We start from the raw sequence: 26,763 nt of genomic DNA on the forward strand, positions 1-26,763 counted from the left end.
ACCTGCATGGTAATGGGCGTCACCCGGTGATAGCAGTCGGCGCACGCCCCTGCGGGTCGTGCGCCGACTGCTGCCTGGTGGCTCGGCCTATTCGCCAGGCCGGTCGTCGTCCGTCTGGTCGTCGTCCGTCTGGTCGTCTTCCGGCCGATCGCCGCGCCGGCGTCGCCCGTGCTCGGCGTCGCCGATCGGGATCTGCCGGGTGGTCACCGGGATCGGGGGCGCGGTCCGCTCCCCGACGGCCGGGCCGGGGACTGCCGGTTCCTCGGTGTTCTCGCCGCTTTCGAGCCGGGCCTCGACCTCCATCAGGTCGGGTGCATGTTTGCGAACGGGCGGGCTGAGCGACTGTCTCAAGGGGTCGTGGCGCAGCTCCATGAAGAACGTGATGGCCATCCACCCCATGATGATCATGAACGGAGTTGCGGCAAGGATCACGAATGTCTCGATCGCGTCCAGACCCCCGACCAGTATCAACACCAGTGCGACGGCGGCGCTCGACATGCCCCAGATCGCGCTGATCAGTCTGCGCGGTTCTTCGATGCCGTGTGACGACAGTGTGCCGAGCACAATAGCGCCCGTGTCGGCGCCGGTGATGAAGAAGATCGCAACCAGCGCGATCGCCAGGATTCCGGTGAAGGTGAACAGCGGATACGCCTGCAGCATCGAGAAGAATGCTGCAGCCTCGCCGTCTTTGGCCTGCGCCGCGGCGATGTCGGTCTTGCCGGTCAATTGCTGATGCAGGCCCGATCCGCCGATGATGGCAAACCAGACGAAGCTCCCGAGCGACGGGATGATGACGGCTCCGCCGACGAACTGGCGGATCGTGCGGCCGCGGGACACGCGCGCCAAGAAGGTTCCGACGTGCAGTGCCCAGGAAATCCACCACGCCCAGTAGAAGATCGTCCACTTCGACAGCCAATCCAGCGCTCCGGGACCCGAGAACCCGGCAGTGTGGAACGTCATGGTGATGAAGTTGAACAGATAGTCGCCGGTGGAGCGGGCGAAAACATTCAAGATGAACACTGTCGGACCGACGGCCAGGATGAAGATCATCAAGAGGAACGCCAGCACAAGGTTCAGGTTGCTCGCGTATTTCATGCCCTTGGCGACGCCCGAGATTGCCGTAATGACGAAGATCGCCGTCATGATGATGATGACCCATACCGTCACGGTGTTCGTCGGTTTGATCCCGAAAACATACGAGATGCCTGCTGCGATTTCGAGTCCGGCCAGCCCCAGCGAGGTGGCGGACCCGAATTTGGTGACGACGATGGCAAAGATGTTGATCACTCGGCCGAAAATGTTCTCCGGATTTCCCAGAATCGGGGTGAAGGGGGCGGACAACAGGTTGCCGCGGCCCTTGCGGTACGTGGAGTACCCGAGCGCCAGCCCCACCACCGAGTAGATGGCCCACGGCTGGATTCCCCAGTGGAAGAAGGAATATTGCATTGCGACGCGCGCGGCTTCGAGGGTGCCGGGGTGCACGCCGGAGTCCGGTGGCGGGGCACCCAGATGGGATATCGGCTCGGCCACGCCGAAGAAGACCAGGCCGACGCCCATGCCGCCGCCGAACATCAGCGCGATCCATGAGCCCGTCGAAAATTCGGGCTTCTCACCGTCCCGTCCCAGCGGAATGCGGCCGTACCTGCTCAGACCCAGGAACAGAGTGAAGCCGACAAAGAACGCGACGGCCAGGATGAACAGCCAGCCGAATCGGGCAAGCACCCATTGCAGAGCCGTGTTGGCGATGTCGCCGGTCTCCTTGGGGAAAATTGCCCCGAGCACAACGAAGACGAGGATCAGCCCGAGGGCGACACAAAAGACCACCGGGTCGACCGGTTTGTCCGCCTTCGGGTTGAAGAGATTTCTGGGTTTGCGTTCGGTGTCAGCTTTTGCCGTCTCCGATGTCATTACGTCTCCCTCTGCGAGTTACTGACGGCTCGCGTCGCGGCTGCGGGGTTCAGTCCTGGTCCGAAACGAGTGGTTCCCACAACTCGAGTCCGTTCCGGTGCGCCGTCAGACCCGGCTCCCACGGTGTATCGCCATGCTCCTCGTTCGCCGATCGGGCCAGGACGAGGAGTAGGTTGGCCAGTCTGTTCAAGTAGGTGCGCGCCAGCGGGTTGATTTCGCCCTCCTGAAGCGCCTTGATGGCCTTTTCGGCCGATCGTTCGGCGCGACGGGTGACGGAGCATGCGTAGTACAGCGCCGCGGCGGTCGTCGTGCCGCCGGCCACCACGAAATTCGACGGCTGCGTCAACTCCGCGTTGAAATGGTCGCACGCCCGTTCGAGTCGCGCGACGTACTCGCCGTCGATGCGCAAATGTCCTTCGTCGTTCCCGTTGACCGGTGCGCAAACGTCGGCAGCCACGTCGACCAGGTCGTTTTGTACGCGGGTGATGACGCGAACCATTTCATTCGACAGCACGCCACCCAACGTCACTGCCAAGCCCAGGATCGCGGAAGCCTCTTCACAGTCGCCGTATACGGCGATTCGGAGGTTGTCCTTGTCGACCCGCGTGTAGTCGCCCAGCGATGTCTGACCGGTGTCGCCGGTACGGGTATACGGCTTCCAGGCAGGCGTCGGCACGGACGCAGTTGGTTCTCCTGCTTTATCAGATTCCTTCATCACTGGGGTACGTTACCATGATGTTCACAGGATTCTATGCCTACCCTGTCAGGCTCCGACCGCTACGCCCCGGGCGCGAAGAGCTTGCCTGGCGTCCGCCGCGGACGTCCAGAGAATGGCATCGATACCGGCGGCCCGAGCGGCGTCGACGTTGTCGTGCTTGTCGTCGACGAACAGCACGCGACCCGGATCCGGGTCGCCCAGTCGGGAGAGCAGCAACGAGAATATCCGCTCGTCCGGCTTGGCCATGCCCACATCCCCCGACACGATCAGCTCGGTGAAATAGTCGCCTGCCGGCGTCTCGCGCAGATCCGCTGCGAACGAACTTGCCGCGTTCGACAGCAGGGCGAGCCGCACCGGCTTTGCGGCAAGCTCGTCAAGCAGAGCGGCGGACTCGGGCTGCAGTTCGAGCCAGGCGTCGTTGTCGGCGCGCACCAGTTCGGGAATCGACGCGTCGACGCCCAACTCGGCAAGCATTCCCGGCCAGTAGCCCTCATCGTTCAGGTCGTATCCTGCCCGGCCGCGCCAATACGCGGGCGCCACGTCGGATTCGTCCATGCCGAGAAGCGCGGCAACGGCCGGCGGTCCGGCGTCCGGGCGCGAGAGCACATTGCCGAAGTCGAACACCACCCACTCGGGGCGACGTGCCGCGTCGAACCTCTCGAGCTCACCGGCCGGCATGGCATAGGCGTGCTCGGGCCCCGGGAACGTGCGTGCGCGCACGTCGCGTGCGTAGGCATTCAGTCCGCGGGCCGTCTCGGAGCGCACATCGGCGAACCGCTTGACGAACTTCGCCACCCGGCCGTCGGTGACGCCGAGCAGGTCGTGCCAGACAAGTACCTGTCCGTCGGTGGCCGCTCCGGCGCCGATTCCGATCACGGGGATGCCCGACGCCGCTGTCGCCGCGCAGGCCACCGGATCGGGCACCGCTTCGATCACGAGCGAGAAACACCCGGCGTGTTCCAGCTCGGCAGCGCCGCGCAGCAGCCGTGCCGCAGCATCGGCGGTGCGCCCTTGCGCCTTCAACCCTCCGAGCGCCGACGCCGACTGCGGCGTCAATCCGATGTGTCCCATGACGGCGATGCCGGCATCCGCGATCGCGCGGGCACGCGAGACGGAAGTGCCCGCCCCTTCGAGCTTGACGGCGTCCGCGCCGGTTTCTCGGATGATCCGTTGAGCGCTTGCCACTGCCCGTTCGTCGGATGCCTCGTAGCTGCCGAACGGCATGTCGACGACGAGCAGCGGGGTGGCGGCGCCGCGACGGACCGCCGCGCCGAACACGATCAGCTCGTCAAGACCGATCGAGACCGTCGACGTGTACCCGAGCACGCAATTGGCCGCCGAATCGCCGACCAGGATGACGTCGACTCCGGCCTCCTCGGCCAACGCCGCGGACGGAAAGTCGTACGCGGTGACCATGACTATCGGCTCGCCCGCAGCCTTCATCCGCGCCAGCGTCGCGAGAGTGACGGGCCGTGCATCCGCGCTGCGCGGGCCGGACGGCGCCTTGGATCCGGAACTCATGATTCGTCTCCCCGTGCTGTGTCATCGATTGCTGTGTCATCGCTCGGTGCGGCGTCAATCACCACATTATCGATCAGCCGGGCCCTGCCCAGGTGCACCGCAGCGGCAACGAGCACCGGCCGGTCGCCGACTTCGTGCACGTCCGCAAGGGTCTCGGCGTCGCGTGCTTCGAGGTATTCGACATCGAGGCCGGCACCCTCCAGAATGCGCCGACCGGCTTCGAGCGCAGCGGTCAGCTCATCGGAAACGGCGCGTTCACGGACGGCGTTCAGCGCCCGGCTGATCGCGGCAGCGCGCGGCCGTTCGTCCTCGGTCAGATAGGCATTCCGCGAGCTGAGCGCGACACCGTCCTGCTCGCGCACCGTCGGCTGCGCCGAAATGGTGACCGGAAAATCGAGGTCGGCGACCATCTTCTTCACCACGATCACCTGCTGAGCGTCTTTTTGGCCGAAATAAGCCACATCGGGGGCCACCGAGTTGAGTAGTTTGCTGACGACCGTGGTGACGCCGTCGAAATGTCCGGGCCCGCGACGCGACGGATCCCCGCACAAGACTTCGGACACGCCACTCACCCGCACCTCGGTGGAGAATCCGTGCGGATACACCTCGGCGACGTCCGGCGCGTACACGATGTCGGTGCCGGCCGCGCCGGCCAAGCGGACGTCGCGCTCTTCGTCCCGTGGATAGCTGTCCAGGTCTTCGCCGGCGCCGAACTGCGCCGGGTTGACGAAGAGGCTCATCACGACGACGTCGTTCTCGGCGCGCGCCGCTTCAATCAACGACAAATGGCCGGCATGCAACGAGCCCATGGTCGGCACCAGACCGATGCGGAGTCCGGCGCGGCGGTCGCCGTCCAGCCGCGCGCGAAGGGCGGATTTGGTTCGAATGACTTCAACGGCACACACGAGTACCAAGCTAACCTACTCGCGCCGATCGCGCGCACCGAGCTGCGTTACAGTGAGACCGAGGTTGTCGATGCGAGGCGAGGTCACGGGCTGAAAGTGCGCATGCCACCATTTCGACGCCGTCTAGCACTTCCGCGCGATCTTCCCGGCGACGTGTTCGCCATGGCAGGCGTGGCGCTTTGCGTGGCACTCGGGTTCGGGGTGGTTGCGCCGGCTATTCCACTGTTCGCCACGCAATTCGGCGTGGGCGCAACGCTTGCCGGTGCCGTCGTGTCGGCGTTCGCTTGTCTGCGATTCTTGTCGGGCTTGGCGGCCGGACGCTTATCGGATTTCCTCGGCGAGCGCACCGCTTTGATGCTGGGGCTGATAGTCGTGGCGATCTCGAGCTTGATCGCCGGACTCGCCCAGAGCTATCCACAACTGATCGTCTTGCGCGGTGTCGGCGGGATCGGGTCGGCAATTTTCGGCATCGGGGCCATGGGGCTCGTGCTGCGGGCCGCCGGTAAGCGGATGCGCGGGCGCGCCATCAGCATTTACCGCTCCGGGTTTCTCGTCGGCGGCATCGCCGGGCCGGCCTTGGGCGGCGCCGTCCTGGGCATTTCGCTGCGTGCGCCGTTCTTCCTCTATGCCGGCACGCTGGGCATCGCGACGGTGGTGGCGTTGATTTTCGTCACCAAGCCGGCATCGCCGTCCGGCACCGCGACGACCCGCGAGATCGGTGCGGACGACGCGGACGCCGCGGACGCCCCTGATGCCCGGGCCGATGCCGATCTCGCCGACGGCAATGCACCCGATCGGTCGGTGCGCGAGCTCCTGCGCACACCCGAATATCAGACCGCGCTGCTGACGAACCTCGCCGTGGGACTCACGGTCTTGGGCGTGCGCAGCACCGCAGTGCCGCTGCTGATGGTCGATTCGCTGCACGTGGCGCCCGGGTGGGTCGGAATCGCCTTCGTCTCGTCGGCAATCGTGCAAACCGCGCTGATGCTCCCGGCCGGCAGATTCGTCGACACGGCCGGACGCCGGGCAGCCATCCTGATCGGTACGACCGTCTCGGCAGCGGGCCTCGTGCTCTTAGCTCTCGGCGGCTCGCTGACAATGGTGCTCATCGCCATGGGAGTCTTCGGCGCCGGCGCAGCGTTCCTGGGCAGCGCACCCGGAGCGCTGGTCGGCGACATGGTCGGACAACGCACCGGCACCGTCATCGCCATTTTCAATATGGCCAGCGATCTCGGTGCGGTCGCCGGGCCCGTTCTCGCTGGCTGGCTGATCGACACCGGGTCGTTTCCGGCAGCTTTCGGAATGGCGGCGGCCGTCGTGCTGGCCGCCGGGCTTCTTGGCCTCCGGTTACCTCGCGGCCGTCCGCAACGCGGCGACAAGACGCTGAACGCTACTTGAGAAAGAGCGCCTTCAGTCGGGTCGTCGTGAGCACCATTCCGACAATTATCATGCCGACGTAATACGCGAGGTGGCCGAGCATGGCCGCGGTGAAGACGCCGGCGCTGATTCCGCGCAGCAGTTCGACGCCGTGCCACAGCGGCATGATCTCCACGACGACCTGCACCCAGTGCGGGTACACGGTGATCGGATAGAACGTCGCCGAGAACAAGAACATCGGAAGCATCACGAAATTGATCCAGTCCATGTGCTGGAATGTCTTCATGAAGCTGGTGATCCCCATGCCGAAGCTGGCGAAGCCGAAGGCGATCAGCACGGCGGCGGGTACCAGGAGCAGCACCGCCCACGGCGAGGTGATCAAGCCGAGCGCCGCCATCACGACGGTGAACCCGGCCGCGTAGATCCCGCCGCGCAGCAGCGCCAGCGAGATCTCTCCGATCGCGACGTCGAGCGGGCCCAGCGACGTGTTCAGCATTCCCTCGTAGAGTTTGGCGAAGTTCATCTTGAAGAACACGTTCCACGTCGAGTCGTACACGGCCCCGTTCATGGCGGACACTGCCAGCAAGGCCGGGGCAATGTAGGCGGCGTAGCTGACGGTGTGCCCGCCGGGGCCGTCCACGGCTCCGATCATCGATCCCAGGCCGATTCCCATGGCCAGCAGATACAGCACCGGCTCGACGAAGCCGCTGACCATGACGCCCCACGTCGAACTCTTTGCCGCCAGCAGCCCGCGGGCCACGACTGCGCGGATATTGCCCGAGTACAGCGATGCGAACGGACGGCGATGCGTGGCGGCAGCCGGCGTCCCGGCCGTCGTCGTCTGCGAGTCCGTCATTTTCCGAGCCTCCGAGCGAAGAGGCGCCGGCACACGGCCCAGCCGGCGACCGCGAGCGCCAACGGATAGACGATGTGGGCCGCGGTCAGCCACGGCGGCTCGGCGAGACCATAGCTGACGACCCTGCCAAGTTCGCTGCCGTGCCACAGCGGCGAGAGCCAACCGATCCACTGCAAATAGACGGGCAGCCGGTCGAGGGGAAAGAACGTGCCCGAGAACAAGAACAACGGGGTGATGACGAACCGCATCATCATGGCGAATTGGCCGCGGTCCTCGGTAATGCTTGCCGAATACGACATCAGCGGCGTGCCGACGGCAAGCCCGCACAACAGCGCGATCGGCACCGTCAGCGCGCCAAGACCTCCGTTGGGAACGGCGCCGAAGATCAGCATGATGATGTAATAGACGATGCTGGTGGCCGCCAGTCGTGCCGCGGTGCCAAGAATGATGCCGTCGACCAGTTGCCCGGTCGAGAGCGGCGAGGCGTTGAAGCCGTAATAGACGCGCCGCCATTTGAACCCGTCCATGACCGGATAGGTGAATTCCTCGGTCGCCGTCATCATTGCGGCGGTGGCCAACAGCGCCGGCGCCACGAACGGCAGGTAGCCGACGCCGTCCGCCGTGCCGTGCATCCCCTTGTCGACGAGAGTGGCGAGCCCGACGCCCAATGCGAACAGGTACACGATCGGCGACCCGACGCCGTCCACGGCAATCGTCCACTTGTACCCGCGCATCGTGCGGATCTTGTGCTCGGCCACGTACCAGGCACCGAATCGCCGCGCCTTGGCCGCCGAGACCGCCGGAGAATGCGCATGCTGGGCCGCATCCTTGCTCGCCAGGCTCATTCGATCAGGCTCCGGCCGGTCAGGCGCAAAAACACGTCTTCGAGACTCGATCGGCGCACCAGTGACGTGACGGGCCGCAGACCGCGGGCGCGCACGCGTTCGAGATCGGTTTCGCCGTCGTCGGTGTAGATCAGCACGCGGTCCGGGAGAGTTTCCCTGCGCTGGCCGATATCGTCCATTTCGGCGGCCACGCTCATATTGCGATCGGAACCGAACCGCAGCTCGAGCACCTCGCGGGTTGAATACTGCCGGATGAGCGAACGCGGCGAGCCTTCGGCCATGATACGACCGTGATCGACGACGACCAGCCTGTCGCACAGTTGCTCGGCTTCGTCCATATAGTGCGTGGTGACTATCAACGTCACGCCGGATTCCTTGAGCCGGAACAGCCGATCCCACAGGATGTGACGGGCCTGCGGATCGAGGCCGGTCGTGGGTTCGTCGAGTAGCATCATCTTGGGTTCGTTGACGAGTGCTCGGGCGATAGTCAGACGGCGTTTCATGCCTCCGGAGAGCGAGTCGACGCGGGCCTTGGCCCGGTCCGTCAGCTGCGCGAATTCCAAGAGTTCGTCGGCCTTGGGGCGCAAATATTTCAGCGGCAGCCCGAAATAGCGGCCGTACGCGATGAGGTTCTCGCGCACGCGCAGGTCTTCGTCAAGGTTGTCCTGTTGCGGGACGACGCCGAGGAACGCTCGCACTTCCGGACCGCGCTTGGCCGGGTCGAGGCCCATGATGTCGAGTTCGCCCGAGGTGCGCCCGGACACGCCGCCGATCATGCGCATGGTGGTGGACTTGCCGGCGCCGTTCGGGCCCAGCAGGCCAAAGGATTCACCCGGGGCCACGTCGAACGAGATGTCGTCGACGGCGGCAAGGTCGCCGTACACTTTCGTGAGGTGGCGGGCGGTAATGACAGGCACCCGTCCACTCTATGTGAGGCGGCCGACATCGCGCCGCTGTTTTCTCCCTCTCGGCGGCACGGATCAGGCTTCGATCCATTGCCGTAGTCGGCCGAGGCCCTCCCGGATCTTCTCGGCGGGGAGACCGGAGTACGCGAAACGCGCATACAGTCGGTCTTCTCCGGGCTGCGGCCTGCCGAAATGCAGGCGCGTGCAAAAGGACACGCCGGTGGCGTGCAGAGCGGCGTCCGCGAATTCCTGCATGCCGTTCATGCCTTTCGCGTGGACGGCGTCGGTGATGTCGGGGAACAGATAGAACGTGGCTTCCGGTTTGGCAAGTGAGATTCCGCGCGTGCCGGCCAGCGCCTCGTATGCGGCGTCGCGTCTTCCCCGCAGTGTGGCCAAAATGGCCCCGGCGCCGGACTGGTCGCCCGTCAGCGCTTCCACGCCCGCCTCTTGAACGAACTGGGTCGTGCACGATTCGTTATTGGTGCTGAGTTTGGCGAACACGTCGGACACGTCCTCCGGGGCGATCGCCGCCCCCAGCCGCCAGCCGGTCATGGCGTATTTCTTGCTGAACGTGTACAAGATGACCGTGCGGCCGGCCATCCCGGGCAGCGATGCGATCGACGTCGATTCACCGCTGTAGCGCATATCGAAATATGCCTCGTCGCTCAAGACCGCCAAGTCGTGTTCAATGGCCAGCGCAGCGACAGCCTCCTTCTCCTGCTGCGTGGACTCGGCGGAGATCGGGTTCTGCAGGTCGTTGTAGATCAGTACCGTAGTCTTCGGCGTGATCGATGCACGGAGCCGGTCGAGATCGATGCGGAATCCCGAGGCATCGGGCACGTACCGGTACGGCACTGCCACACCGCCGAAATAGTCGATCTGACTTTCATAGATCGGATAGCCCGGATTGGGGTAGAGAACCTCGTCGCCGGAGTTCATGACGGCTTGAATGAACTTGGTGATGACGGGCTTGCCGCCGGGGTGAATTGTGATGTTGCCCGGCCCGAGCGCCAGTCCGCGGCGGGCGCCCACGTCGGCGGCCAGCGCTTCGCGCAGCTGCGGGATGCCGCCGCCCGGACAATAACCGGTCTTGCCGTCGCGGACGGCTCGGTCCATGGCTGCGGCGATGTTCGCCGGCGTGGGCAGGTCGATATCGCCCAGGTGGAACGGGTAAATCGTGTTCCCGCGACCGGCCCAATCGGCGGCCGCCGCAGACACGGCGAACGCCGTCTCGGTTCCCAGCCTGTTCAAACGCTCGGCAAGCTTCATGGAGAAACTCCTTCCGGTGTTCGGTCGCGGCGCGGCCGTGCCTTCATTATTGCCCGGTTTACGGGCGGACTCGGAACTTCGGCGCAAAAATCCGTCGACGAACTGCCGGATCATGCCGATCAGCTCCGCACTGCCGGGCAGGAGCCCGTACCGGTTGGCAAAGCCGTGGGTTTGGCCGGCCATTCGGGTCCGGGCCAGCAGTGCTCCGGCGTCGGCCAGCTTGTCGGCGTACGCTTCACCTTCGTCGCGCAGCACATCGTATTCGGCCGTCACGACGGCGGCGGGGGCGATCCCGCGCAAATCGGCGGCGCGCAACGGCGAGGCGTCCGGATCGTCGCGCACGTCGCCGGGGGCGTAGTGATCCCAATACCAGATCATGGCGTCCCGGGTGAGGAACAGCTGGTTGCCCGCATCACGGTAGGACGCCGTGTCGAAGTCGTGGTCGGTGACCGGATAGATGAGGATCTGCCCGGCCAGCCGCGGAAGCGCCCGTGCGCTCAGGCGCCGGTCCCGTTCACGCCTGGCCACGACGGCGGCGAGATTTCCGCCGGCGCTGTCACCGGCGATGATCAGCGGAAGGGCGGAAACGCCGGCCGGTCCGGGCACGTCGTCCGCGATCTGGCGCAGCCCGGCCTCGGCGTCCGACAAAGCCGTGGGAAACGGGAATTCGGGGGCCTTGCGATAGTTGATCAGCGCCACTGCGCAATCGGACGCGTTCGTCAAAGCCCGCGCAAACGCGTCGAACCCGGCGATGTCGCCAATCACCCAGCCGCCGCCGTGCAGATAGCCGATCACGGCTCGCGGCCGTGCCGGGCTGAAGACGCGCACCGCGATGCTCCCACCGGGAACCCCGACTTCGACATTCACTATCGATGCGACGTCCGGGCCGGGACGCCCCCAATCCGCGGTTGCCGCAGTGGCGTCGCGGGCCTCGTCGACCGAAACGCCGGGCCCCGGACGACGGGACGGCAGCGAGCGCACGCGATCGAGGAATTTCGCGGATTCAGGTTCCAATGGCACGGCAATCACCTTCCGCGTACCATTATCGACGCTCGGGTCAATCCTCGATGGGTACGGTGCCGAAAACCGTGAAGCTGATGACCCAGTACACGATGTACAGCGCCAGGAGAAGCCATCCGTGCCATCGACGAAGATCGCCGGTGGACAGCACCCAGGCAGCGACCGCCGTCATGACGATGAGTGCGGGGAGGTGCCACTCGAGGACGCCGGCGCCGGCCACTATGCTGCCGCCGGCCAACACGATGATGCCGAGTTTGGCCGTGACGGAAAACACGAGGCTGCCTATCACATTGCCGATGCCGATCAGCGGGACCCGGTTGCGGAAGGGCTGCACCGTCAACACGATGTCCTCGCCGGTCAGCACGATCGTCGCGATCGTCGCACCGAAGACCGTGCCGTCCAGGTGGTAGTCGTGCAAAATCCCTTCGGTGCCCATGCTCGTGGTTTGGGCTCCGATGATGATCCCGACCAACGCAAGCACCGCCAGGCCGATGTTCGCCCAGCCGGAGAGTCCGCGTTGCTGGGCGTACGGCAGTTGACGCACTTTCGTGCCGATGCCGCCGTCCGGGCCGCTCTCGGACGGATCCGTGTCGGTTGCGCCGGCGGCGACGTGCTCATACACTTCCGGGCTTTGAAATGTCGGCGCGGAGCGCTGGTGCTCGCGAACGGCGATGTAGACGAGGAACAGTACGAACAGCGCCAGGAGGATCACGCTCTGCGGAATTCCGATGGGCGAGGTGAGCGTGATGACGATCATCAGCAGCGGAGCCACCGCGAAGATTGCCAGATAGTCCCTCGGGAGGGTGATCTTCGTGGGCTTGATGATGATGGCGAGCGCAAGCACAATGCCGCTGAACGAGACCGCCGTACCAAAGACCAGCCCGAGGGCCACCCCCTTCAGATCGTCGAGGTTGAGGGCCACGCCCAAGGCCACGTCGTCGAATTCGATGCCGGTAAAGATCACTGCCAGCAAGAAGACCGGAATGAGCAGTCGGCTCGCCGCGCCGACCAGATATCCGACGAGTTTGTCCGCACTGTAGATCAAGACGGCCGCGCCCGAGACGAACACGAAGATCGATGTCATAGCCCCTGCTCCATCGTGGACGGCCCAGCACGCTCTGCTGGCCACATAACAACCGAAGCAGGGGGTTGTCAAGACCTTGGCGCGGCTCGTCAAAGATCGGCGACGCCGCGCAACTCAGTGAACGAGGGCAGTCCCGGCGGCTCTCATCGACCGGCCGTTTTCATCCATCAGTGGCTCTCGTAGTTCGGTGCCTCGACAGTCATTTGAATGTCGTGGGGGTGACTTTCCTTCAATCCGGCAGGCGTGATCCGCACGAACTTGCCCTTGTCCTGCAGCTCCGGGACGGTGCGGGCGCCAACGTAGAACATCGTCTGCCGCAGTCCGCCGACCAACTGGTGCGCTACCTGGGACACCGAACCGCGGTAGGCGACGCGGCCCTCGATGCCTTCGGGGATCAGTTTGTCGTCGCTGGAGACATCGGATTGGAAATAGCGATCCTTCGAATACGATTTGCGCTCGCGCGAGCCCATCGCCCCGAGGGACGCCATGCCGCGGTAGGCCTTGTACTGCTTGCCGTTGACGAAGATCAACTCGCCGGGGCTTTCGGCGCACCCGGCAAGCAGCGATCCGAGCATCACGGTGTCCGCGCCGGCGACGAGGGCCTTACCGATATCGCCCGAGTACTGCAGTCCGCCGTCACCGATGAGCGGCACACCGGCCGGTTTGGTGGCCTTGGAGGACTCGTAAATAGCGGACACCTGCGGCACGCCGATGCCGGCCACCACGCGGGTCGTGCAGATCGACCCGGGCCCGACGCCGACCTTGACGGCGTCCGCGCCCGCATCGACGAGCGCTTGGGCGCCCGCCCGGGTTGCGGCTTGGCCGCCAATGATGTCAATTCCGGCGAACGCCGGGTCCTTCTTCAGCCGTTTGATCATTTCGCTGACCAGGCGGGCGTGCCCGTTGGCCGTGTCGACGACTATCGCGTCGGCGCCGGCATCGGCCAGTAATCCCGCCCGTTCGTAAGCGTCGCCAAAGAATCCGATCGCCGCGCCCACGCGAAGGCGTCCCTCATTGTCCTTGGTGGCGTCGGGGTGTTTCTCGCTCTTGACGAAGTCCTTGACGGTGATCAGGCCGCGCAGCCGGTTCGCGTCGTCGACCAGCGGTAGTTTTTCAACCTTGTGGCGGGCCAGCAGAGCCAACGCGTCATCGTTGCTCACCCCGACGGGGGCCGTGATGAGGCCGTCTTTCGTCATGACGTCGCGGACGAGGCGGGTGGCGAATTCGTCTTTCGGGACGAACCGGAGGTCCCGGTTGGTCACGATGCCGACCAGAACGTCGTCAGCGTCCACGACCGGCAAGCCCGACACCCGGTACTGGGCGCACAAGTCGTCGAGCTCGGCAAGGGTTCGGTCGGCAGTGATGGTCAACGGATCCGTGATCATGCCGGACTCGCTGCGCTTGACCAAGTCGACCTCACGGGCCTGATCGTCCGGCGACAGGTTGCGCTGGATGAAGCCGAGCCCGCCGGAACGCGCCATGGCAATCGCCATCCGGGACTCGGTGACGGTGTCCATGGGCGACGACAGCAACGGGAGCGCGACCTCGATATTGCGCGAAAGTTTGGTGCGCGTGTCCGCTTCGGACGGGATGACATCGGTCTCCCCCGGAAGCAATAAGACGTCATCGTACGTCAGCCCGATGTATCCAAATGGATCATTTTCGTCGAGTGTGCCCACGCGGCCGGCTGCCTTTCGTCGTTCGTGGATGGGGTCTCTCCCATGGTACCGCGCCGCTGCCGTCGTCCGCGGGCCCGTGCAAAAGCGCTGAACCCGTACATCGGATGTACGGGTTCAGCGCTTTGACACGAAGTCGCCGGTCGGCGACGGGACGGTTAGTTCTCGTCGTCCTCGTCTTCGACCTTGTCCACCACGAGGGTTTCGGTGGTGAGCACGAGCGACGCGATCGACGCGGCGTTCCGCAATGCCGACCGAGTGACCTTGACCGGGTCGATGATGCCGGTCTTCAGCATGTCGACATAGTCGCCGGACTTGACGTCCAGGCCATGCCCGGCTTCGAGACGTTTGACCTTGTCGACGACGACGTAGCCTTCGAGGCCGGCGTTCTCGGCGATCCACCGCAGCGGCTCGACGAGTGCGCGGCGCACGATGCCCACGGCAGTCGCCGCATCGCCGGACAGTCCGTCGACGCCGCCTTCCAGTGCCGCCGCGGCATGCACCAGCGAGCTTCCGCCGCCGGCCAGGATGCCTTCTTCGATGGCTGCACGGGTTGCCGAGACTGCGTCTTCGATGCGGAGTTTCTTTTCCTTCAGCTCCACTTCGGTGGCAGCGCCAACCTTGATGACTCCGACGCCGCCGGCCAACTTGGCCAGCCGCTCTTGCAGTTTTTCCCGATCCCAGTCGGAATCGGTCTGCTCGAGCTCGGCACGCAACTGCGCGACTCGGCCGTCGATATCGGCTTGGGCGCCGCCCCCGTCGACAAACGTCGTGGTGTCTTTGTCGAGGGTCACCCGACGGGCGCTGCCCAGCACGTCCAGATCGACCTGGTCGAGCTTCATGCCCAGATCGGCGGTGATGACCTGCCCGCCCGTGAGCGTGGCCAGGTCTTCCAGGATGGCCTTGCGGCGATCGCCGAATGCCGGAGCCTTGACTGCGGCAACGTTCAAAATGCCGCGCAGCTTGTTCACCACGAGGGTCGACAGCGCTTCGCCGTCAACGTCCTCGGCGACAATCAAAAGCGGCTTGCCGGCCTGCTGGACCTTTTCCAGCAACGGCAGCAAGTCGTTGATTGCCGAAATCTTGCCCTGATTGATCAGGATGTACGGATTGTCGAGGACCGCTTCCTGTCGCTCGGCATCGGTCACGAAGTGCGGCGACAAGAAGCCCTTGTCGAACTGCATGCCTTCCGTGAATTCAAGCTCGATCGATGCGGCCTGCGATTCGTCGACGGTGATGACGCCGTCGATGCCGACCTTGTCGAACGCCTGAGCAATCAGGCCGCCGATCTCGTCGTCCTGCGCCGATAGCGATGCGACGAAGGCGATTTCCTTCGTTCCGTCCAGCTCGCGGCCGTAGGAAACGAGCTTTTCGTCCACGGCGTCGACAGCCCGGTCAATGCCGACTTTGAGCTGATCCGGTGCCGCGCCGGCGGCGACGTTGCGCAAGCCTTCGCGAACAAGCGCCTGCGCCAGGACCGTGGCCGTGGTGGTGCCGTCGCCTGCGACATCGTTGGTCTTGGTGGCGACTTCCTTCACCAGCTGTGCGCCGAGGTCTTCGTAGCTGTCTTCGAGCTCGATCTCGCGGGCGATCGTCACGCCATCGTTGGTGATGGTGGGCGCGCCGAACGATTTATCCAGCACGACATTGCGGCCGCGCGGGCCCAGTGTCACCTTGACGGTGTCGGCCAAAAGGTCGACACCGCGTTCGAGCGCGCTGCGAGCCGAGTCGGAAAACTCCAAACTCTTAGCCATGAGGCTCCTTTTCATTGTCGAGGGCCGGCGGGTGCACGGCGCAAAGCCGCGCCGCCGGCGGAAAAGCCAATGCCCCGCCGTGACCGGCGAACCGGTGACGCCGGGGCATCAAATGCTTCGTATCTAGCCGATCACGGCGAGCACGTCGCGGGCCGAGAGAACGAGGAACTCTTCGCCGGCGTACTTCACTTCGGTGCCGCCGTACTTGGAGTAGATGACCTTGTCGCCCTCTGCGACGTCGACGGGGACGCGATTGCCGTTATCGGCGACGCGGCCCGGTCCAACCGCCACGACTTCGCCCTCCTGGGGCTTTTCCTTGGCGGTATCGGGAATGACGAGGCCGGATGCCGTGGTCTGCTCAGCGTCTAGCTGGCGAACGACGATCCGATCCTCAAGAGGCTTGATGGAGACCGACACTGGCGGACCTCCCCCTTCGAGTACGTAGTTCCAACGAAATGTCATAGCCCTTAAAGACGCTGCCCTACCGTCGTCGCGGTGCCGGTCGAACTGGCGATTCAAGGGTTAGCACCCTCATAGGGAGAGTGCTAATAGTGACTCTATGCCGCAGTTAGCACTCATGCAACCCGAGTGCCAGAAAATCTTTCACAACAGACCGGCCCGGGCGGCACAGGACGGCCACGCGCCCCATCCTTGCGAGGCTTGGACCTTCTTGCCGATTGCGATCTGCTGGGCACGCGAGTTCTGGTCCGGCCGCCCTTGCCCGCCGAACGCATGCCAGGTTCTGAGCGAAAACTGCAGACCGCCGTAATATCCGTTCCCGGTGTTGATGTGCCAGTTTCCGCCGGACTCGCATTGGGCGATCTTGTCCCACGCACTTCCGGACGGCGCGGGCGCCGACGGCGTGGAGGGCTTCGAATTGGTTGAACCGCTGCTCGAACTGCCCGATCGACTCGATTTGCTGCTCGATGAGCTCGGCGATGACGTCGAGGAGTGCGATGAGGAAGAATCCGACGAGGACTCCGACGGCTCCGGAGCCGGCTTCTCCTTCGTACCCACCAACACCACTTCAGTCACCGGCTTCTTCGTCACCTTCGACGACACCTTCGACTTCGACACCACCTGACCATTGACCACCCGCGTGGCGAACTTCACCGTCCGCACACCATCGGCGCCCTCGGTCTTCACCTTCGTCTGACCCTTGAACAAATCATCCGACTCCTTCCGCGTCGTGTCATGATCAATCGACTTCGTCGTCGACTCATGCTTCTTCGACACCCGGAACACCTGCACAACAGAACCAGCCACCACCGGCGAACCCGCAGGAACCGACAACCGATCCCCCGACCCCAACGACACACCAGCAGCCTTCACAGCCTCGCCGACAGTCGCCGCAGCCGACGACACCCGATGCACCTTCCCATCAGCCAAAACCTTCACGGACTTACTCGTACTCAACCGCACCGACAAACCCTGCCGACCAATCGACTCCGACCGCGACGCCGACAACCGACCATCACCAGCCCGAATCCCCAAACCCTTCAACGCACCACCCACAGTCGACGCAGTCGTCCAATACACCTGCGACTTCCCATCAACCGTCAACGACAACTTCCGACCATGCCGAACCACAATGTCCGACCCTTTCGACACCGACGACGACAACGACGGCGACACCAAATCATGGGAAGTGACGTGCACGTCGGCGCTGTCGAGGACATCGCCGACCGTGCTGCCAAACGCGTGCACGGATCGAGTCTTGCCATCGACGCTGAGGTCGACCGTCTTGTTGACTGCGACGAAACCAACGGTGCCGGCCACCAACGCGGCAACGACCGATGCTTGAGCGACAGTGCGGAGCGGACGGAGCGAGAGGGCGGTCTTACGCATGAGAGCTATTCCCGGTGGGTCTCGAGTACATAAAGCAGACACCTTACCGTAACCGAACCGTGATGTGAATCACAATGCCGGTCGAGAATCATCCGCGCGAGTGGTGGCCGGTATCGACGGGCGCCCCTCGAGGTTGCTCAGTCGTACAGGTGCGACCCGCACGACCACTGGCCGGATCCCGCGGCGTTGTACAACTTCTTGGCAAGCGCCAGCTGGGTGGCCGGCGACGCGTTGATCGGGTTACCCGACCCGCCCATGGCATGCCAGGTCTGCAGCGAGAACTGGTACAGCCCGTAGTGGCCGTTGCCGTTGACGGCACGCGGGTTTCCACCGGATTCGCACTGGGCCAGCGCCGTCCAGTTGAGCGAATCGGCAGCGGTTCCGGTAGTGGACGACGGCGGGGTCGTGGACGTCGAGGAGTGCGATGAGGAAGAATCCGACGAGGACTCCGACGGCTCCGGAGCCGGCTTCTCCTTCGTACCCACCAACACCACTTCAGTCACCGGCTTCTTCGTCACCTTCGACGACACCTTCGACTTCGACACCACCTGACCATTGACCACCCGCGTGGCGAACTTCACCGTCCGCACACCATCGGCGCCCTCGGTCTTCACCTTCGTCTGACCCTTGAACAAATCATCCGACTCCTTCCGCGTCGTGTCATGATCAATCGACTTCGTCGTCGACTCATGCTTCTTCGACACCCGGAACACCTGCACAACAGAACCAGCCACCACCGGCGAACCCGCAGGAACCGACAACCGATCCCCCGACCCCAACGACACACCAGCAGCCTTCACAGCCTCGCCGACAGTCGCCGCAGCCGACGACACCCGATGCACCTTCCCATCAGCCAAAACCTTCACGGACTTACTCGTACTCAACCGCACCGACAAACCCTGCCGACCAATCGACTCCGACCGCGACGCCGACAACCGACCATCACCAGCCCGAATCCCCAAACCCTTCAACGCACCACCCACAGTCGACGCAGTCGTCCAATACACCTGCGACTTCCCATCAACCGTCAACGACAACTTCCGACCATGCCGAACCACAATGTCCGACCCTTTCGACACCGACGACGACAACGACGGCGACACCAAATCATGCTGACCGGTCGACACACCCTCGGCATCCAAAACCCCACCGACGTCGTGGGCAAACGTGCGCACCTCGCTGGTATGCCCGTCGACATTCAACTCGACGGTCTTGTTCATCGCGACAAAGCCAACGGTGCCGGCCACCAACGCGGCAACGACGGTTCCTTGCCCGGCCATGCGCAGGGCAGAGTTCTTGAAGATGTTTTTCACAGATGATTCCCAGATCGACGTCGAGAGATGAATAAGCCCTCAGCGGACACCCAACCGTAACCGATTCGTTATCGAAGCCGCAACCCCGTCATGCCGCCGCACGGGCCGGCATGCCTGCCGGTCACCAGTCGCCAAAGACCTCGAGCGAATTGGCCCACACTGCTGCACACAATTCCTCCAACGGCTCGTTGCGGACGTCGGCCACCGCTCGGGCCGTCAACGGCGTCAGATACGAACCGCCCGGGCGCCCGCGGTGCGGGACCGGCGTGAGGAACGGCGCATCGGTCTCCAACAGGAGCTGCCCGCGCGGCACGCGGGAAGCCGCAGCGCGCAGCCCGCTCGCGTTCTTGAACGTCACGTTGCCGGCGAACGACATATACCAGCCCCGTCGCGCGCAATAATCAGCCATCTCCGCATCGCCGGAAAAGCAGTGGAACACCACTATGTCGGGCGCGCCCTCTTCGGCGAGAATGCGCAGAACATCGGCATGAGCCTCACGGTCGTGGATCTGCAACGCCAGGCCGTGCCGCTTGGCCATCCCGATGTGCTCGCGGAACGAATAGTGCTGAGCTTCGCGGCCGTCGTCGCCGGTGCGGAAATAATCCAGCCCGGTTTCGCCGACAACCCGGATGCGATCGCCGGTCAGCAAAGTGTCGATTTCGCCGAGCGCGTCGTCCAGCGTGCCGAGGCGGGCGAGTTCGGGTGCCTCGTTCGGGTGCAGGGCAACGCCTCCGAGCAGTTCGGGGGTCCGGGCGACGACGTCCGCGGTCCACCGGGCCGACGCCAGCTCGCAGCCGATTTGCACGGCACGCGGGACGCCGACGTCGCCCGCACGGGTGAGGAACCAGTCGAGCGGCGGATACTCGTGGCCGTCGTCCGGGTCGGCCAGCGCGCCGGTGCCCATGTCGAGGTGCGTATGGCTGTCGATGATGGCGTGCGGCAGCGGCTCGGGGCGGTCGGGATAGCTGCCGGCTGCTCGGGACGACGTCACTGGTTCCCGGCGGAAGCGCCGCCGGCCGCGCCGGCCCTCTCGAGTTCCTCCTCGACCGCCTTCGGGTCGATCTTGGCGAAGATCGGCGTCGGTTTCGGCACGGATTGGCCGGGCTCGAGTGTCGCGGGCGCCCAAGCCGGGACCCGCGAATAGTCACCGGTGAGAATCATGTAGTTCGGCCCGCCGTCCAGATCCTCGACCTCGACCAGATCGGGCATCGGTGCCACTACTCCCTCGCCGCCGAACGCGCGGTGTACTGCGTCGGTGGCGTGCGGCAGGAACGGGCTGAGCAGGGTTTCGATGTCGCGCACCGCTTGCGCGGCCGTGAACAGTACGGTGCCGAGGCGTTCACGATTGTCATCGCCCTTGAGTTTCCACGGCTCTTCGGACGCCAGGTAGCGGTTTGCGTCGGAGGCCAGCCGCATGGCTTCGCTCAAGGCCTGCTTTTGCCTGTGCTTTTCGATCAGCGACCCGACGACGTCGAATCCGCCGCGTACCCGTTCGAGCAGCTCTTCGTCGGAGGCGGTCAGCGTGCCCGGCTCCGGGATCTCGCCGAAGTTCTTGTGGATCAGGGACGCCGTCCGGTTGACGAGGTTGCCCCACACCGACACGAGTTCTTCGTTATTCCGGCGAACGAACTCGGCCCACGTGAAATCGGCGTCCTGATTCTCCGGCCCGGCCGCCGAGATGAAGTATCGGACCGCATCGGCCTGGTACCGGGCCAAGATATCGCGTACGTAGATGACGATCCCGCGCGAGGAGGAGAATTTCTTGCCTTCCATCGTCAGGTATTCGCTGGAGACCACCTCGGTGGGAAGATTCAGCCGGCCGTAGTCTCCCGGTTCGCCGCCTCTGTCCCCTTCGCCGTCGTAGCCGAGCAGCTCGGCCGGCCAGATCTGCGAGTGGAAGGTGATGTTGTCCTTGCCCATGAAGTAGTACGAAAGCGCTTCGGGGTCGTTCCACCAGTCGCGCCACGCGTCCGGGTCGCCGGTGCGGCGGGCCCATTCGATGGACGCCGACAAGTAGCCGATGACGGCGTCGAACCACACGTAGAGTCGTTTGTTCGGGTTTTCCGCCCAGCCGTCGAGCGGAACCGGGATGCCCCAGTCGATATCGCGGGTCATGGCGCGCGGGCGCATGTCGTCGACGAGGTTGAGCGAGAAGTTCAGCACGTTCTGACGCCAATTGCCTTCTTCTTGACGGCCTCGCAACCATTTGTCGAGAGCCTTGGCCAGCGCCGGCAGGTCGAGGAAGAAGTGCGTGGTCTCGACGAATTTCGGCGTTTCCCCGTTGATGCGGCTGTGCGGGTCGATCAGGTCGATCGGGTCGAGCTGATTGCCGCAGTTGTCGCATTGATCGCCGCGCGCGGAGTCGTACCCGCACTTCGGGCAGGTGCCTTCGATATACCTGTCCGGCAGGGTACGGCCGGACGACGGGCTGATGGCTCCGAGGCTGACTTGCTCGACGAAGTACCCGTTGGCGTAGACGGTCTTGAACATCTCCTGCACGACCGCGTAATGGTTGCGCGTCGTGGTGCGGGTGAACAGGTCGTACGAGAGGCCGAGCGCATGCAGGTCTTCAACGATGACCTTGTTGTACTTGTCCGCCAGTTCGCGCGGCGTCACGCCCTCTTGCTCGGATTGCACGAGGATGGGCGTGCCGTGCTCATCGGTGCCCGACACCATCAGCACCCGGTGGCCGGCCATCCGCATATAGCGTGAGAACACGTCGGAGGGGACGCCGAAACCGGCCACGTGGCCGATATGACGCGGCCCGTTGACGTACGGCCAGGCCACTGCGGAAAGGATATTCGTCATGTCTTACACCTTAATGGTGGTCATCGGGCTTTAATGACGGCCTCGTACAGCTCACGCGTACGCAGGCCGTGCCGGGCGGCGACCGTCGCTGCCGCATCCTTGAGCCGGACGCCGCTTGCGGCAAGATCGCGAACGTCGTCGACGAGGTCTTCCGGTCGTTCCGGCGCGGGCGGCGGAGCACCGTGCACGACGATGCAGATCTCTCCCCGGACGCCGGCCTCGGCCCACTCCCGTAGCGCGCCGAGGGTGTCGCGGCGCACTTCTTCGTGGGTCTTGGTCAATTCGCGGCATACGGCGGCATCGCGATCATTGCCGAAGATCTGCGCGAGATCGGCAAGTGAATCGCCGAGTCGGTGCGGTGATTCGAAGAACACCATGGTGCGCGGCTCGGCCGCCAGCTCCGACAGGATTTTTCGACGGTCGCCCGGCTTACGGGGAAGGAATCCCTCGAAGCAGAATCTATCGGTCGGCAGCCCCGACAAGGCGAGCGCCGTCAGAACGGCGGAAGGGCCCGGTGCGGCGGTTACCCGACGTCCGCTGGACGCTGCCGCACCGACCAGCCGGAAGCCCGGATCCGACACGGCAGGCATCCCGGCGTCCGATACGACAAGGACCGTCTGCCCTGCATCGACGGCCGCCAAGAGCTCGTCGGTGCGCGATGCCTCGTTGTGCTCGTAAAAGCTGCGGATGATCCCGCGCGGCGTCACGCCGAGCCGGTCGGCCAGCGAACGCAGTCGCCTGGTGTCCTCGGCCGCGATTACGTCGGCGGTAGCCAGGAGGTCGATCAGTCGTGCCGACGCGTCGGCGGGGTTGCCGATGGGTGTTGCGGCCAACACAATGGTGCCGGCGTCACCCGTCACCGTCACACGCCCTGGCCGGACGAGGTTGTGGATGCCAAGCCGGCCATACCAAGAATGAACACGAAGAACAGGATGTACGCCAGGATGACCAGCACGGTGATGATGCCGAAGACGTAACCGATGATCAGCCCGGCCCTCGCCATGCCTTCACCGGCCTCCCCGGTGCGCTGGATCTGCCGAACGGCCATATGCCCGCAAATGATTCCCGGAATCCATCCGATACCGACGACCAGCGTGGCAAGACTCGACACCAGCGATACGACGGCCATCGTGTTGGTCGGCGGTGCCGGCACGTACCCGTAAACGGGCTGATATCCGTAAGGAGCGGGCGGCGGCGCGGGCTGGCCGTACTGCGGCGGCGGGGGCGGGACGTACTGCGGTCCGTTTTGCGGATCCGGCGGCGGATACTGATTGGACATGGCGGATCAGTAGTTCCCGCTATAGGTGGTCGCGGCGCCGCTCGCGCTCCCGATCGCCACCAGAATCACGATCATGAAGATGATGTACAACACCCACAGCGCCGTGAGAACGATGCCGATGATGAGGCCGGCCTTGGCCATGCCGCGGCCTTCCTCACCGGTCCGGTCAATCTGCTTCAGCGAAATGATGCCGCACACGATGCCGACCGGGGCCGCAATGATTCCGCCGATCAGCGCGATGATCGCCAGCACGTTCGTCTTGGCCGGCGCATATCCGGGCGCATACGGCTGCGCACCGTATTGCGGCCCGCCATACGGCTGCGCGTACTGCTGATTCGGGTACTGCTGATTCGGGTACTGCGGCGGTGCCGGTTGCCCGTATTGCGGCGGCGGGGCCTGACCGTAGTCGGGCTGCTGCGGCGGCGGGTTCTGGCCGTACTGGGGAGCCTGGCCGTATTGCGGCTCGGCAGGCGATTCCTGCTCGGGCCCGGCCGCGTAAGGGTTGTTCGGGTCCGGGGTATTCGGGTCCGGATGATTGTTCGACACTGTAAGCAACTCCTGGTTGGCAACCGTTCTGGCTTGGACTGGTTCAATCGTCCCACAATTGAATTGCGGGCTACCAGCCGCGAATGCGCGTGAAGCACGCCGAGGTGCTTCCGCGAAGACGGAAGCACCTCGGTACGAGCAACGGCGCAACGTTACATCGAGCCGGTGTCCAGTTGTGTACCGGAGTTGACCATCGCCACTGCAACGATGATGGCAAAGACGACATAAAGGATCCACAGCACGGTCAGGATGATGCCGATGATCAGGCCGGCCTTAGCCATGCCGCGGCCGGCTTCACCGGTGCGAGCGATCTGCTTCAGCGAAATGATGCCGCAGATGATGCCGCCGGGGGCAACGACGATGCCGAGGATCAATGCGACGATCGCCAGCGTATTGGTCTTGGCCGGGCCCTGGACGGGAGCGTTTTGGGCGTAAGCCTGCCCATAGGGCGCGGGGTCGTTCGGGTTCGAGCTCATAGGATCATTCTCCAAAATGGTCGCGAAAGCGATTTGGGGGGTCGAGGGTTGAACATGCACCAGATACTTTAGCGCATTTCCGCGCCGATTCGTATTCGCCGAGCGCCGCGGCGCGGCCGTTAGACTGTGCCGGTGAGCACCGCCCCCCGTCTTCGCGCCTCGATGCCCCCGGGACGGCGTCCTGCGCTGGCCGAGCGCGCGCTGTCGGCCGCCGAGTTGAAGATACTGCTGTTGGGAACCCGCGCCGGCCGCACCATCATCGGATGGGCGGTACCGATCGTGATCGCGGCTCTCGGCGGGGCTCTGCGCTTTTACCGGCTCGGTCGCCCGCACGCCCTCGTGTTCGACGAGACCTATTACGTCAAGGATGCTTATAGCTATCTGCACGGGGGCTACGAACGCAATTGGCCGGATAAGGCAAATGAACTGTTCACGAGCGGACACCAGAACATCCTGCTGCACACGCCCGAGTTCTCCGTCCACCCGCCGGTCGGCAAGTGGATGATCGCTGCCGGCATGAAGCTCTTCGGCACCGATTCCAGTTTTGGCTGGCGATTTGCGGCTGCCGTTGTCGGCACGCTGAGCATCCTCATGGTGGCGCGGATAGCGCGGCGCTTGTTCGGATCGAACCTGCTCGGCGCGACGGCCGGTCTCCTGCTGGCCGTGGACGGCGAGCATTTCGTCCACTCGCGCACGTCACTGCTCGACATATTCGTCATGTTCTGGGCGCTGGCGACCTTTGCTGCCGTTTTGCTCGACCGCGACTATTCGCGTAAAAAGCTTGCGGACAGGACGGCCGCACCACATCCGGCAATGCGGCGTCCGCGTCTCGGGTTTCGCCCGTGGCTCGTCACGGCAGGGATCTGTGCCGGGCTCACGATGGGCACGAAATGGTCGGGCGTGTATTTCCTCGCGGCCTTCGGTCTGCTTGCCGTGTTTTGGAACGTCGGTGCCCGGCGTACCGTCGGCGAGCGGCACTATCTGAAATCCGGTCTGCTGGGCGACGGCATTCCGGCGTTCTTCCAAATGGTGCCCATCGCTTTTGCCACCTACGTGGCCAGCTGGATCGGATGGATCCGGGCGTCGAACAGCTACGACCGGCAGTGGGCAGCCGACCACACGGCGTCGGCCTGGTCGTGGTTGCCGGACTGGCTTCGGTCGCTCGCCGAGTATCACGCGCAGATGTACCACTTCAACATCACGCTGCATGCCGGGCATCCGTATATGTCCAATCCCTGGGGCTGGCTCGTGCAATGGCGTCCGACGTCGTTTTATTACGAGCAGTACCACCAGGGACAGCACGGCTGCTCGGCGCACACGTGTTCGGCGGCCATCACCTCGTTGGGGAACCCGCTCTTGTGGTGGCTCGGCGTGATCGCCCTGCTGGTGTGCGTTGCCGCGTGGGCGCTGCGCCGCGATACGCGGGCCGGAGCGGTCCTGGCCGGGATCGCGGGCGGCTATTTGCCGTGGTTCCAATACGAGGACCGCACGATCTTCACTTTCTATACGATCGCGTTCACGCCGTTCGTCGTCCTCGCCGTCACCTACCTGATCGGCATCCTGGTGGGGCCCGCCGCGGCACGCCGGCGACGACGGCTCATCGGAACGCTCGTCGCCGGCGTCTTGGTGGCCGCGATAGTTGTCGTTTTCGCGTTCTACTGGCCCATCTACTCGGCCGAGGTCATCCCCTACAAGGACTGGCAGCTGCGCATGTGGACGCCGACCTGGATCTAAACCTCGGTACGTACGGAGTACAACTCGGGGAAGAACGTGAGGTCGAGCGCCCGTTGCAGGAACGGGACGCCCGAGGACCCGCCGGTGCCCTTCTTGAACCCGATGATGCGCTGTACCGTGCGCAGATGGCGAAAGCGCCACAGCTGAAAGGCATCCTCGATGTCGACGAGTTCCTCGCAAGCTTCGTAAACGTCCCAGTGATCGTCGGCGTGCCGGTAGATGTCGCGGAATACGTGCACCAGCTCGTCGTTGTGGGTGTGTGCCTTGGTGACGTCGCGCTCCAGCAATTCGCGCGGGACGGCGTAGCCGCGGCGGGCCATCAACGCGAGGAATTCGTCGTACACGCTGGGCGCGGCAAGCGTCGCCTTCAGTATTGCCTGGGCATCCGGGTCATGATCGAAAACCTTGATCATTGCGGCATTCTTATTGCCCAGCAGGAACTCGAGTTCGCGGTACTGTGCGGACTGAAAGCCCGACGACTGGCCGAGTCGGTCGCGGAATTCCAGGTATTCGGCCGGGGTGAGCGTGGCAAGCACCGACCATTGATCGGTGATCTGAGTCTGGATGTGTTTGATGCGGGCCAACCGCTTCAACGCCTGCGCAAGCTCGTCCTCGGCCAACAGCGCGTTCGCCGACCGGAGCTCGTGGACGATCAGTTTGATCCAGAGCTCGGTCGTCTGATGTTGGATGATGAACAGCATCTCGTCGTGGTGCCCGGTGATGGGTTGCTGCGCGGACAGCAGGGTTTTCAGCTCGAGATAGCCGGCGTACGTCTGGCCCTTCAAGTCGACGGTGATGCCGTCTTCGAGTTCACGCGTATTCGTCATTGATTGCCTCCGCCGTTCACTGTATTTCCTGCCGCCCGTCCTACGACGGCCGGCTCCCGCGGAATACGCCGATGGCAAAAATCGGTTGTGGCAT

General features: G+C 64.4%; 23 protein-coding genes. 2 read left to right on the plus strand and 21 right to left on the minus strand.

Going from position 1 to position 26,763, the window contains the following annotated elements; all coding sequences use genetic code 11:
• Positions 1-87: 87 nt before the first annotated feature.
• Genes BJY26_RS00745 through panC form a run of 4 tightly spaced genes read right to left on the minus strand, consistent with a single transcriptional unit; the run spans position 88 to position 5,052 of the window.
• Positions 88-1,908: a BCCT family transporter gene (locus tag BJY26_RS00745; protein ID WP_179424817.1), complete on the minus strand. Its 1,821-nt coding sequence runs from the start codon at positions 1,906-1,908 to the stop codon at positions 88-90.
• A gap of 49 nt (positions 1,909-1,957) precedes the next feature.
• Positions 1,958-2,623, minus strand: coding sequence for a cob(I)yrinic acid a,c-diamide adenosyltransferase (locus BJY26_RS00750; RefSeq protein WP_179424819.1), 666 nt, complete (start codon positions 2,621-2,623; stop codon positions 1,958-1,960).
• A 48-nt stretch (positions 2,624-2,671) separates the two neighbouring features.
• Positions 2,672-4,147: a 3-methyl-2-oxobutanoate hydroxymethyltransferase gene (gene panB, locus BJY26_RS19465; RefSeq protein WP_179424821.1), complete on the minus strand. Its 1,476-nt coding sequence runs from the start codon at positions 4,145-4,147 to the stop codon at positions 2,672-2,674.
• Positions 4,144-5,052: a pantoate--beta-alanine ligase gene (gene panC / locus BJY26_RS00760; RefSeq protein ID WP_179424823.1), complete on the minus strand. Its 909-nt coding sequence runs from the start codon at positions 5,050-5,052 to the stop codon at positions 4,144-4,146. The genes panB and panC overlap by 4 nt, the downstream gene beginning before the upstream one ends.
• Positions 5,053-5,154: 102 nt before the next feature.
• Between panC and BJY26_RS00765 the strand changes: the two genes are divergently transcribed.
• Entirely contained in the window at positions 5,155-6,450 is a 1,296-nt protein-coding gene (locus tag BJY26_RS00765) for an MFS transporter (protein WP_179424825.1), read from the plus strand.
• Here BJY26_RS00765 and BJY26_RS00770 read toward each other — a convergent pair.
• From BJY26_RS00770 to BJY26_RS00845, 16 genes are all read right to left on the minus strand, one after another.
• Positions 6,443-7,285: an ABC transporter permease gene (locus tag BJY26_RS00770; RefSeq protein ID WP_179424827.1), complete on the minus strand. Its 843-nt coding sequence runs from the start codon at positions 7,283-7,285 to the stop codon at positions 6,443-6,445. The genes BJY26_RS00765 and BJY26_RS00770 overlap by 8 nt on opposite strands.
• Positions 7,282-8,130 (minus strand): ABC transporter permease, encoded by an 849-nt coding sequence (locus tag BJY26_RS00775; RefSeq protein WP_179424829.1) that lies wholly within the window; start codon positions 8,128-8,130, stop codon positions 7,282-7,284. The genes BJY26_RS00770 and BJY26_RS00775 overlap by 4 nt, the downstream gene beginning before the upstream one ends.
• Positions 8,127-9,047, minus strand: a complete 921-nt coding sequence (locus BJY26_RS00780; RefSeq protein WP_179424831.1) for an ABC transporter ATP-binding protein — start codon at positions 9,045-9,047, stop codon at positions 8,127-8,129. The genes BJY26_RS00775 and BJY26_RS00780 overlap by 4 nt, the downstream gene beginning before the upstream one ends.
• A 63-nt stretch (positions 9,048-9,110) precedes the next feature.
• Positions 9,111-11,324 carry an aminotransferase class I/II-fold pyridoxal phosphate-dependent enzyme gene (locus BJY26_RS19470; protein WP_179424833.1) on the minus strand — a complete coding sequence of 738 codons (2,214 nt, stop codon included), beginning with the start codon at positions 11,322-11,324 and terminating at the stop codon, positions 9,111-9,113.
• A 37-nt stretch (positions 11,325-11,361) separates the two neighbouring features.
• The gene (locus BJY26_RS00790; protein ID WP_179424835.1) at positions 11,362-12,408 is read right to left on the minus strand and encodes a sodium:calcium antiporter; all 1,047 of its coding nucleotides are present in this window, start codon (positions 12,406-12,408) and stop codon (positions 11,362-11,364) included.
• Positions 12,409-12,575: 167 nt separating this feature from the next.
• Entirely contained in the window at positions 12,576-14,087 is a 1,512-nt protein-coding gene (gene guaB, locus BJY26_RS00795) for an IMP dehydrogenase (protein WP_179424837.1), read from the minus strand.
• 155 nt (positions 14,088-14,242) lie between these two features.
• Entirely contained in the window at positions 14,243-15,838 is a 1,596-nt protein-coding gene (groL, locus tag BJY26_RS00800) for a chaperonin GroEL (protein ID WP_179424839.1), read from the minus strand.
• A 123-nt stretch (positions 15,839-15,961) separates the two neighbouring features.
• A complete protein-coding gene (gene groES, locus BJY26_RS00805; RefSeq protein ID WP_179424841.1) occupies positions 15,962-16,255 on the minus strand; it encodes a co-chaperone GroES in 294 nt (97 codons plus the stop codon).
• A 186-nt stretch (positions 16,256-16,441) separates the two neighbouring features.
• Positions 16,442-17,686 carry a resuscitation-promoting factor gene (locus tag BJY26_RS19290; RefSeq protein ID WP_179424843.1) on the minus strand — a complete coding sequence of 415 codons (1,245 nt, stop codon included), beginning with the start codon at positions 17,684-17,686 and terminating at the stop codon, positions 16,442-16,444.
• A gap of 137 nt (positions 17,687-17,823) precedes the next feature.
• Positions 17,824-18,999 carry a ubiquitin-like domain-containing protein gene (locus BJY26_RS00815; RefSeq protein ID WP_179424845.1) on the minus strand — a complete coding sequence of 392 codons (1,176 nt, stop codon included), beginning with the start codon at positions 18,997-18,999 and terminating at the stop codon, positions 17,824-17,826.
• Between the two features lie 121 nt (positions 19,000-19,120).
• Positions 19,121-19,990 (minus strand): TatD family hydrolase, encoded by an 870-nt coding sequence (locus BJY26_RS00820; RefSeq protein WP_179424847.1) that lies wholly within the window; start codon positions 19,988-19,990, stop codon positions 19,121-19,123.
• The gene (metG, locus tag BJY26_RS00825; protein WP_179424849.1) at positions 19,987-21,807 is read right to left on the minus strand and encodes a methionine--tRNA ligase; all 1,821 of its coding nucleotides are present in this window, start codon (positions 21,805-21,807) and stop codon (positions 19,987-19,989) included. Before metG ends, BJY26_RS00820 begins: the two co-directional genes overlap by 4 nt.
• Positions 21,808-21,827: 20 nt before the next feature.
• Positions 21,828-22,667: a 16S rRNA (cytidine(1402)-2'-O)-methyltransferase gene (rsmI, locus tag BJY26_RS00830; protein WP_237248863.1), complete on the minus strand. Its 840-nt coding sequence runs from the start codon at positions 22,665-22,667 to the stop codon at positions 21,828-21,830.
• 2 nt (positions 22,668-22,669) lie between these two features.
• Positions 22,670-23,086, minus strand: a complete 417-nt coding sequence (locus BJY26_RS00835; protein WP_179424851.1) for a DUF4190 domain-containing protein — start codon at positions 23,084-23,086, stop codon at positions 22,670-22,672.
• 6 nt (positions 23,087-23,092) lie between these two features.
• The gene (locus tag BJY26_RS18750) at positions 23,093-23,632 is read right to left on the minus strand and encodes a DUF4190 domain-containing protein (protein WP_218852200.1); all 540 of its coding nucleotides are present in this window, start codon (positions 23,630-23,632) and stop codon (positions 23,093-23,095) included.
• 152 nt (positions 23,633-23,784) lie between these two features.
• Positions 23,785-24,108, minus strand: a complete 324-nt coding sequence (locus BJY26_RS00845) for a DUF4190 domain-containing protein (protein ID WP_179424852.1) — start codon at positions 24,106-24,108, stop codon at positions 23,785-23,787.
• A 132-nt stretch (positions 24,109-24,240) separates the two neighbouring features.
• Here BJY26_RS00845 and BJY26_RS00850 point away from each other — a divergent pair, with 132 nt between their 5' ends.
• Entirely contained in the window at positions 24,241-25,842 is a 1,602-nt protein-coding gene (locus BJY26_RS00850) for a dolichyl-phosphate-mannose--protein mannosyltransferase (protein ID WP_237248862.1), read from the plus strand.
• Here the strand turns inward: BJY26_RS00850 and kynA are convergent.
• Complete coding sequence (gene kynA / locus BJY26_RS00855) at positions 25,839-26,669, minus strand: tryptophan 2,3-dioxygenase (RefSeq protein ID WP_179424854.1); 831 nt, start codon at positions 26,667-26,669, stop codon at positions 25,839-25,841. The two genes, BJY26_RS00850 and kynA, sit on opposite strands and share 4 nt — an antisense overlap.
• Positions 26,670-26,763: the final 94 nt, after the last annotated feature.

Source organism: Spelaeicoccus albus (assembly GCF_013409065.1).
Lineage (GTDB): Bacteria > Actinomycetota > Actinomycetes > Actinomycetales > Brevibacteriaceae > Spelaeicoccus > Spelaeicoccus albus.

Bases quoted from the DNA above. Each gene is read 5' to 3' on its own strand.
- BJY26_RS00750 (WP_179424819.1), bottom strand. From the start codon at position 2,623: ATGAAGGAATCTGATAAAGCAGGAGAACCAACTGCGTCCGTGCCGACG.
- BJY26_RS00770 (WP_179424827.1), bottom strand. From the start codon at position 7,285: ATGACGGACTCGCAGACGACGACGGCCGGGACGCCGGCTGCCGCCACG.
- BJY26_RS00765 (WP_179424825.1), top strand. From the start codon at position 5,155: ATGCCACCATTTCGACGCCGTCTAGCACTTCCGCGCGATCTTCCCGGC.
- BJY26_RS00775 (WP_179424829.1), bottom strand. From the start codon at position 8,130: ATGAGCCTGGCGAGCAAGGATGCGGCCCAGCATGCGCATTCTCCGGCG.
- BJY26_RS00835 (WP_179424851.1), bottom strand. From the start codon at position 23,086: ATGTCCAATCAGTATCCGCCGCCGGATCCGCAAAACGGACCGCAGTAC.
- BJY26_RS00845 (WP_179424852.1), bottom strand. From the start codon at position 24,108: ATGAGCTCGAACCCGAACGACCCCGCGCCCTATGGGCAGGCTTACGCC.
- BJY26_RS19290 (WP_179424843.1), bottom strand. From the start codon at position 17,686: ATGCGTAAGACCGCCCTCTCGCTCCGTCCGCTCCGCACTGTCGCTCAA.
- BJY26_RS00745 (WP_179424817.1), bottom strand. From the start codon at position 1,908: ATGACATCGGAGACGGCAAAAGCTGACACCGAACGCAAACCCAGAAAT.
- groL (WP_179424839.1), bottom strand. From the start codon at position 15,838: ATGGCTAAGAGTTTGGAGTTTTCCGACTCGGCTCGCAGCGCGCTCGAA.
- kynA (WP_179424854.1), bottom strand. From the start codon at position 26,669: ATGACGAATACGCGTGAACTCGAAGACGGCATCACCGTCGACTTGAAG.
- metG (WP_179424849.1), bottom strand. From the start codon at position 21,807: ATGACGAATATCCTTTCCGCAGTGGCCTGGCCGTACGTCAACGGGCCG.
- panB (WP_179424821.1), bottom strand. From the start codon at position 4,147: ATGAGTTCCGGATCCAAGGCGCCGTCCGGCCCGCGCAGCGCGGATGCA.
- BJY26_RS00790 (WP_179424835.1), bottom strand. From the start codon at position 12,408: ATGACATCGATCTTCGTGTTCGTCTCGGGCGCGGCCGTCTTGATCTAC.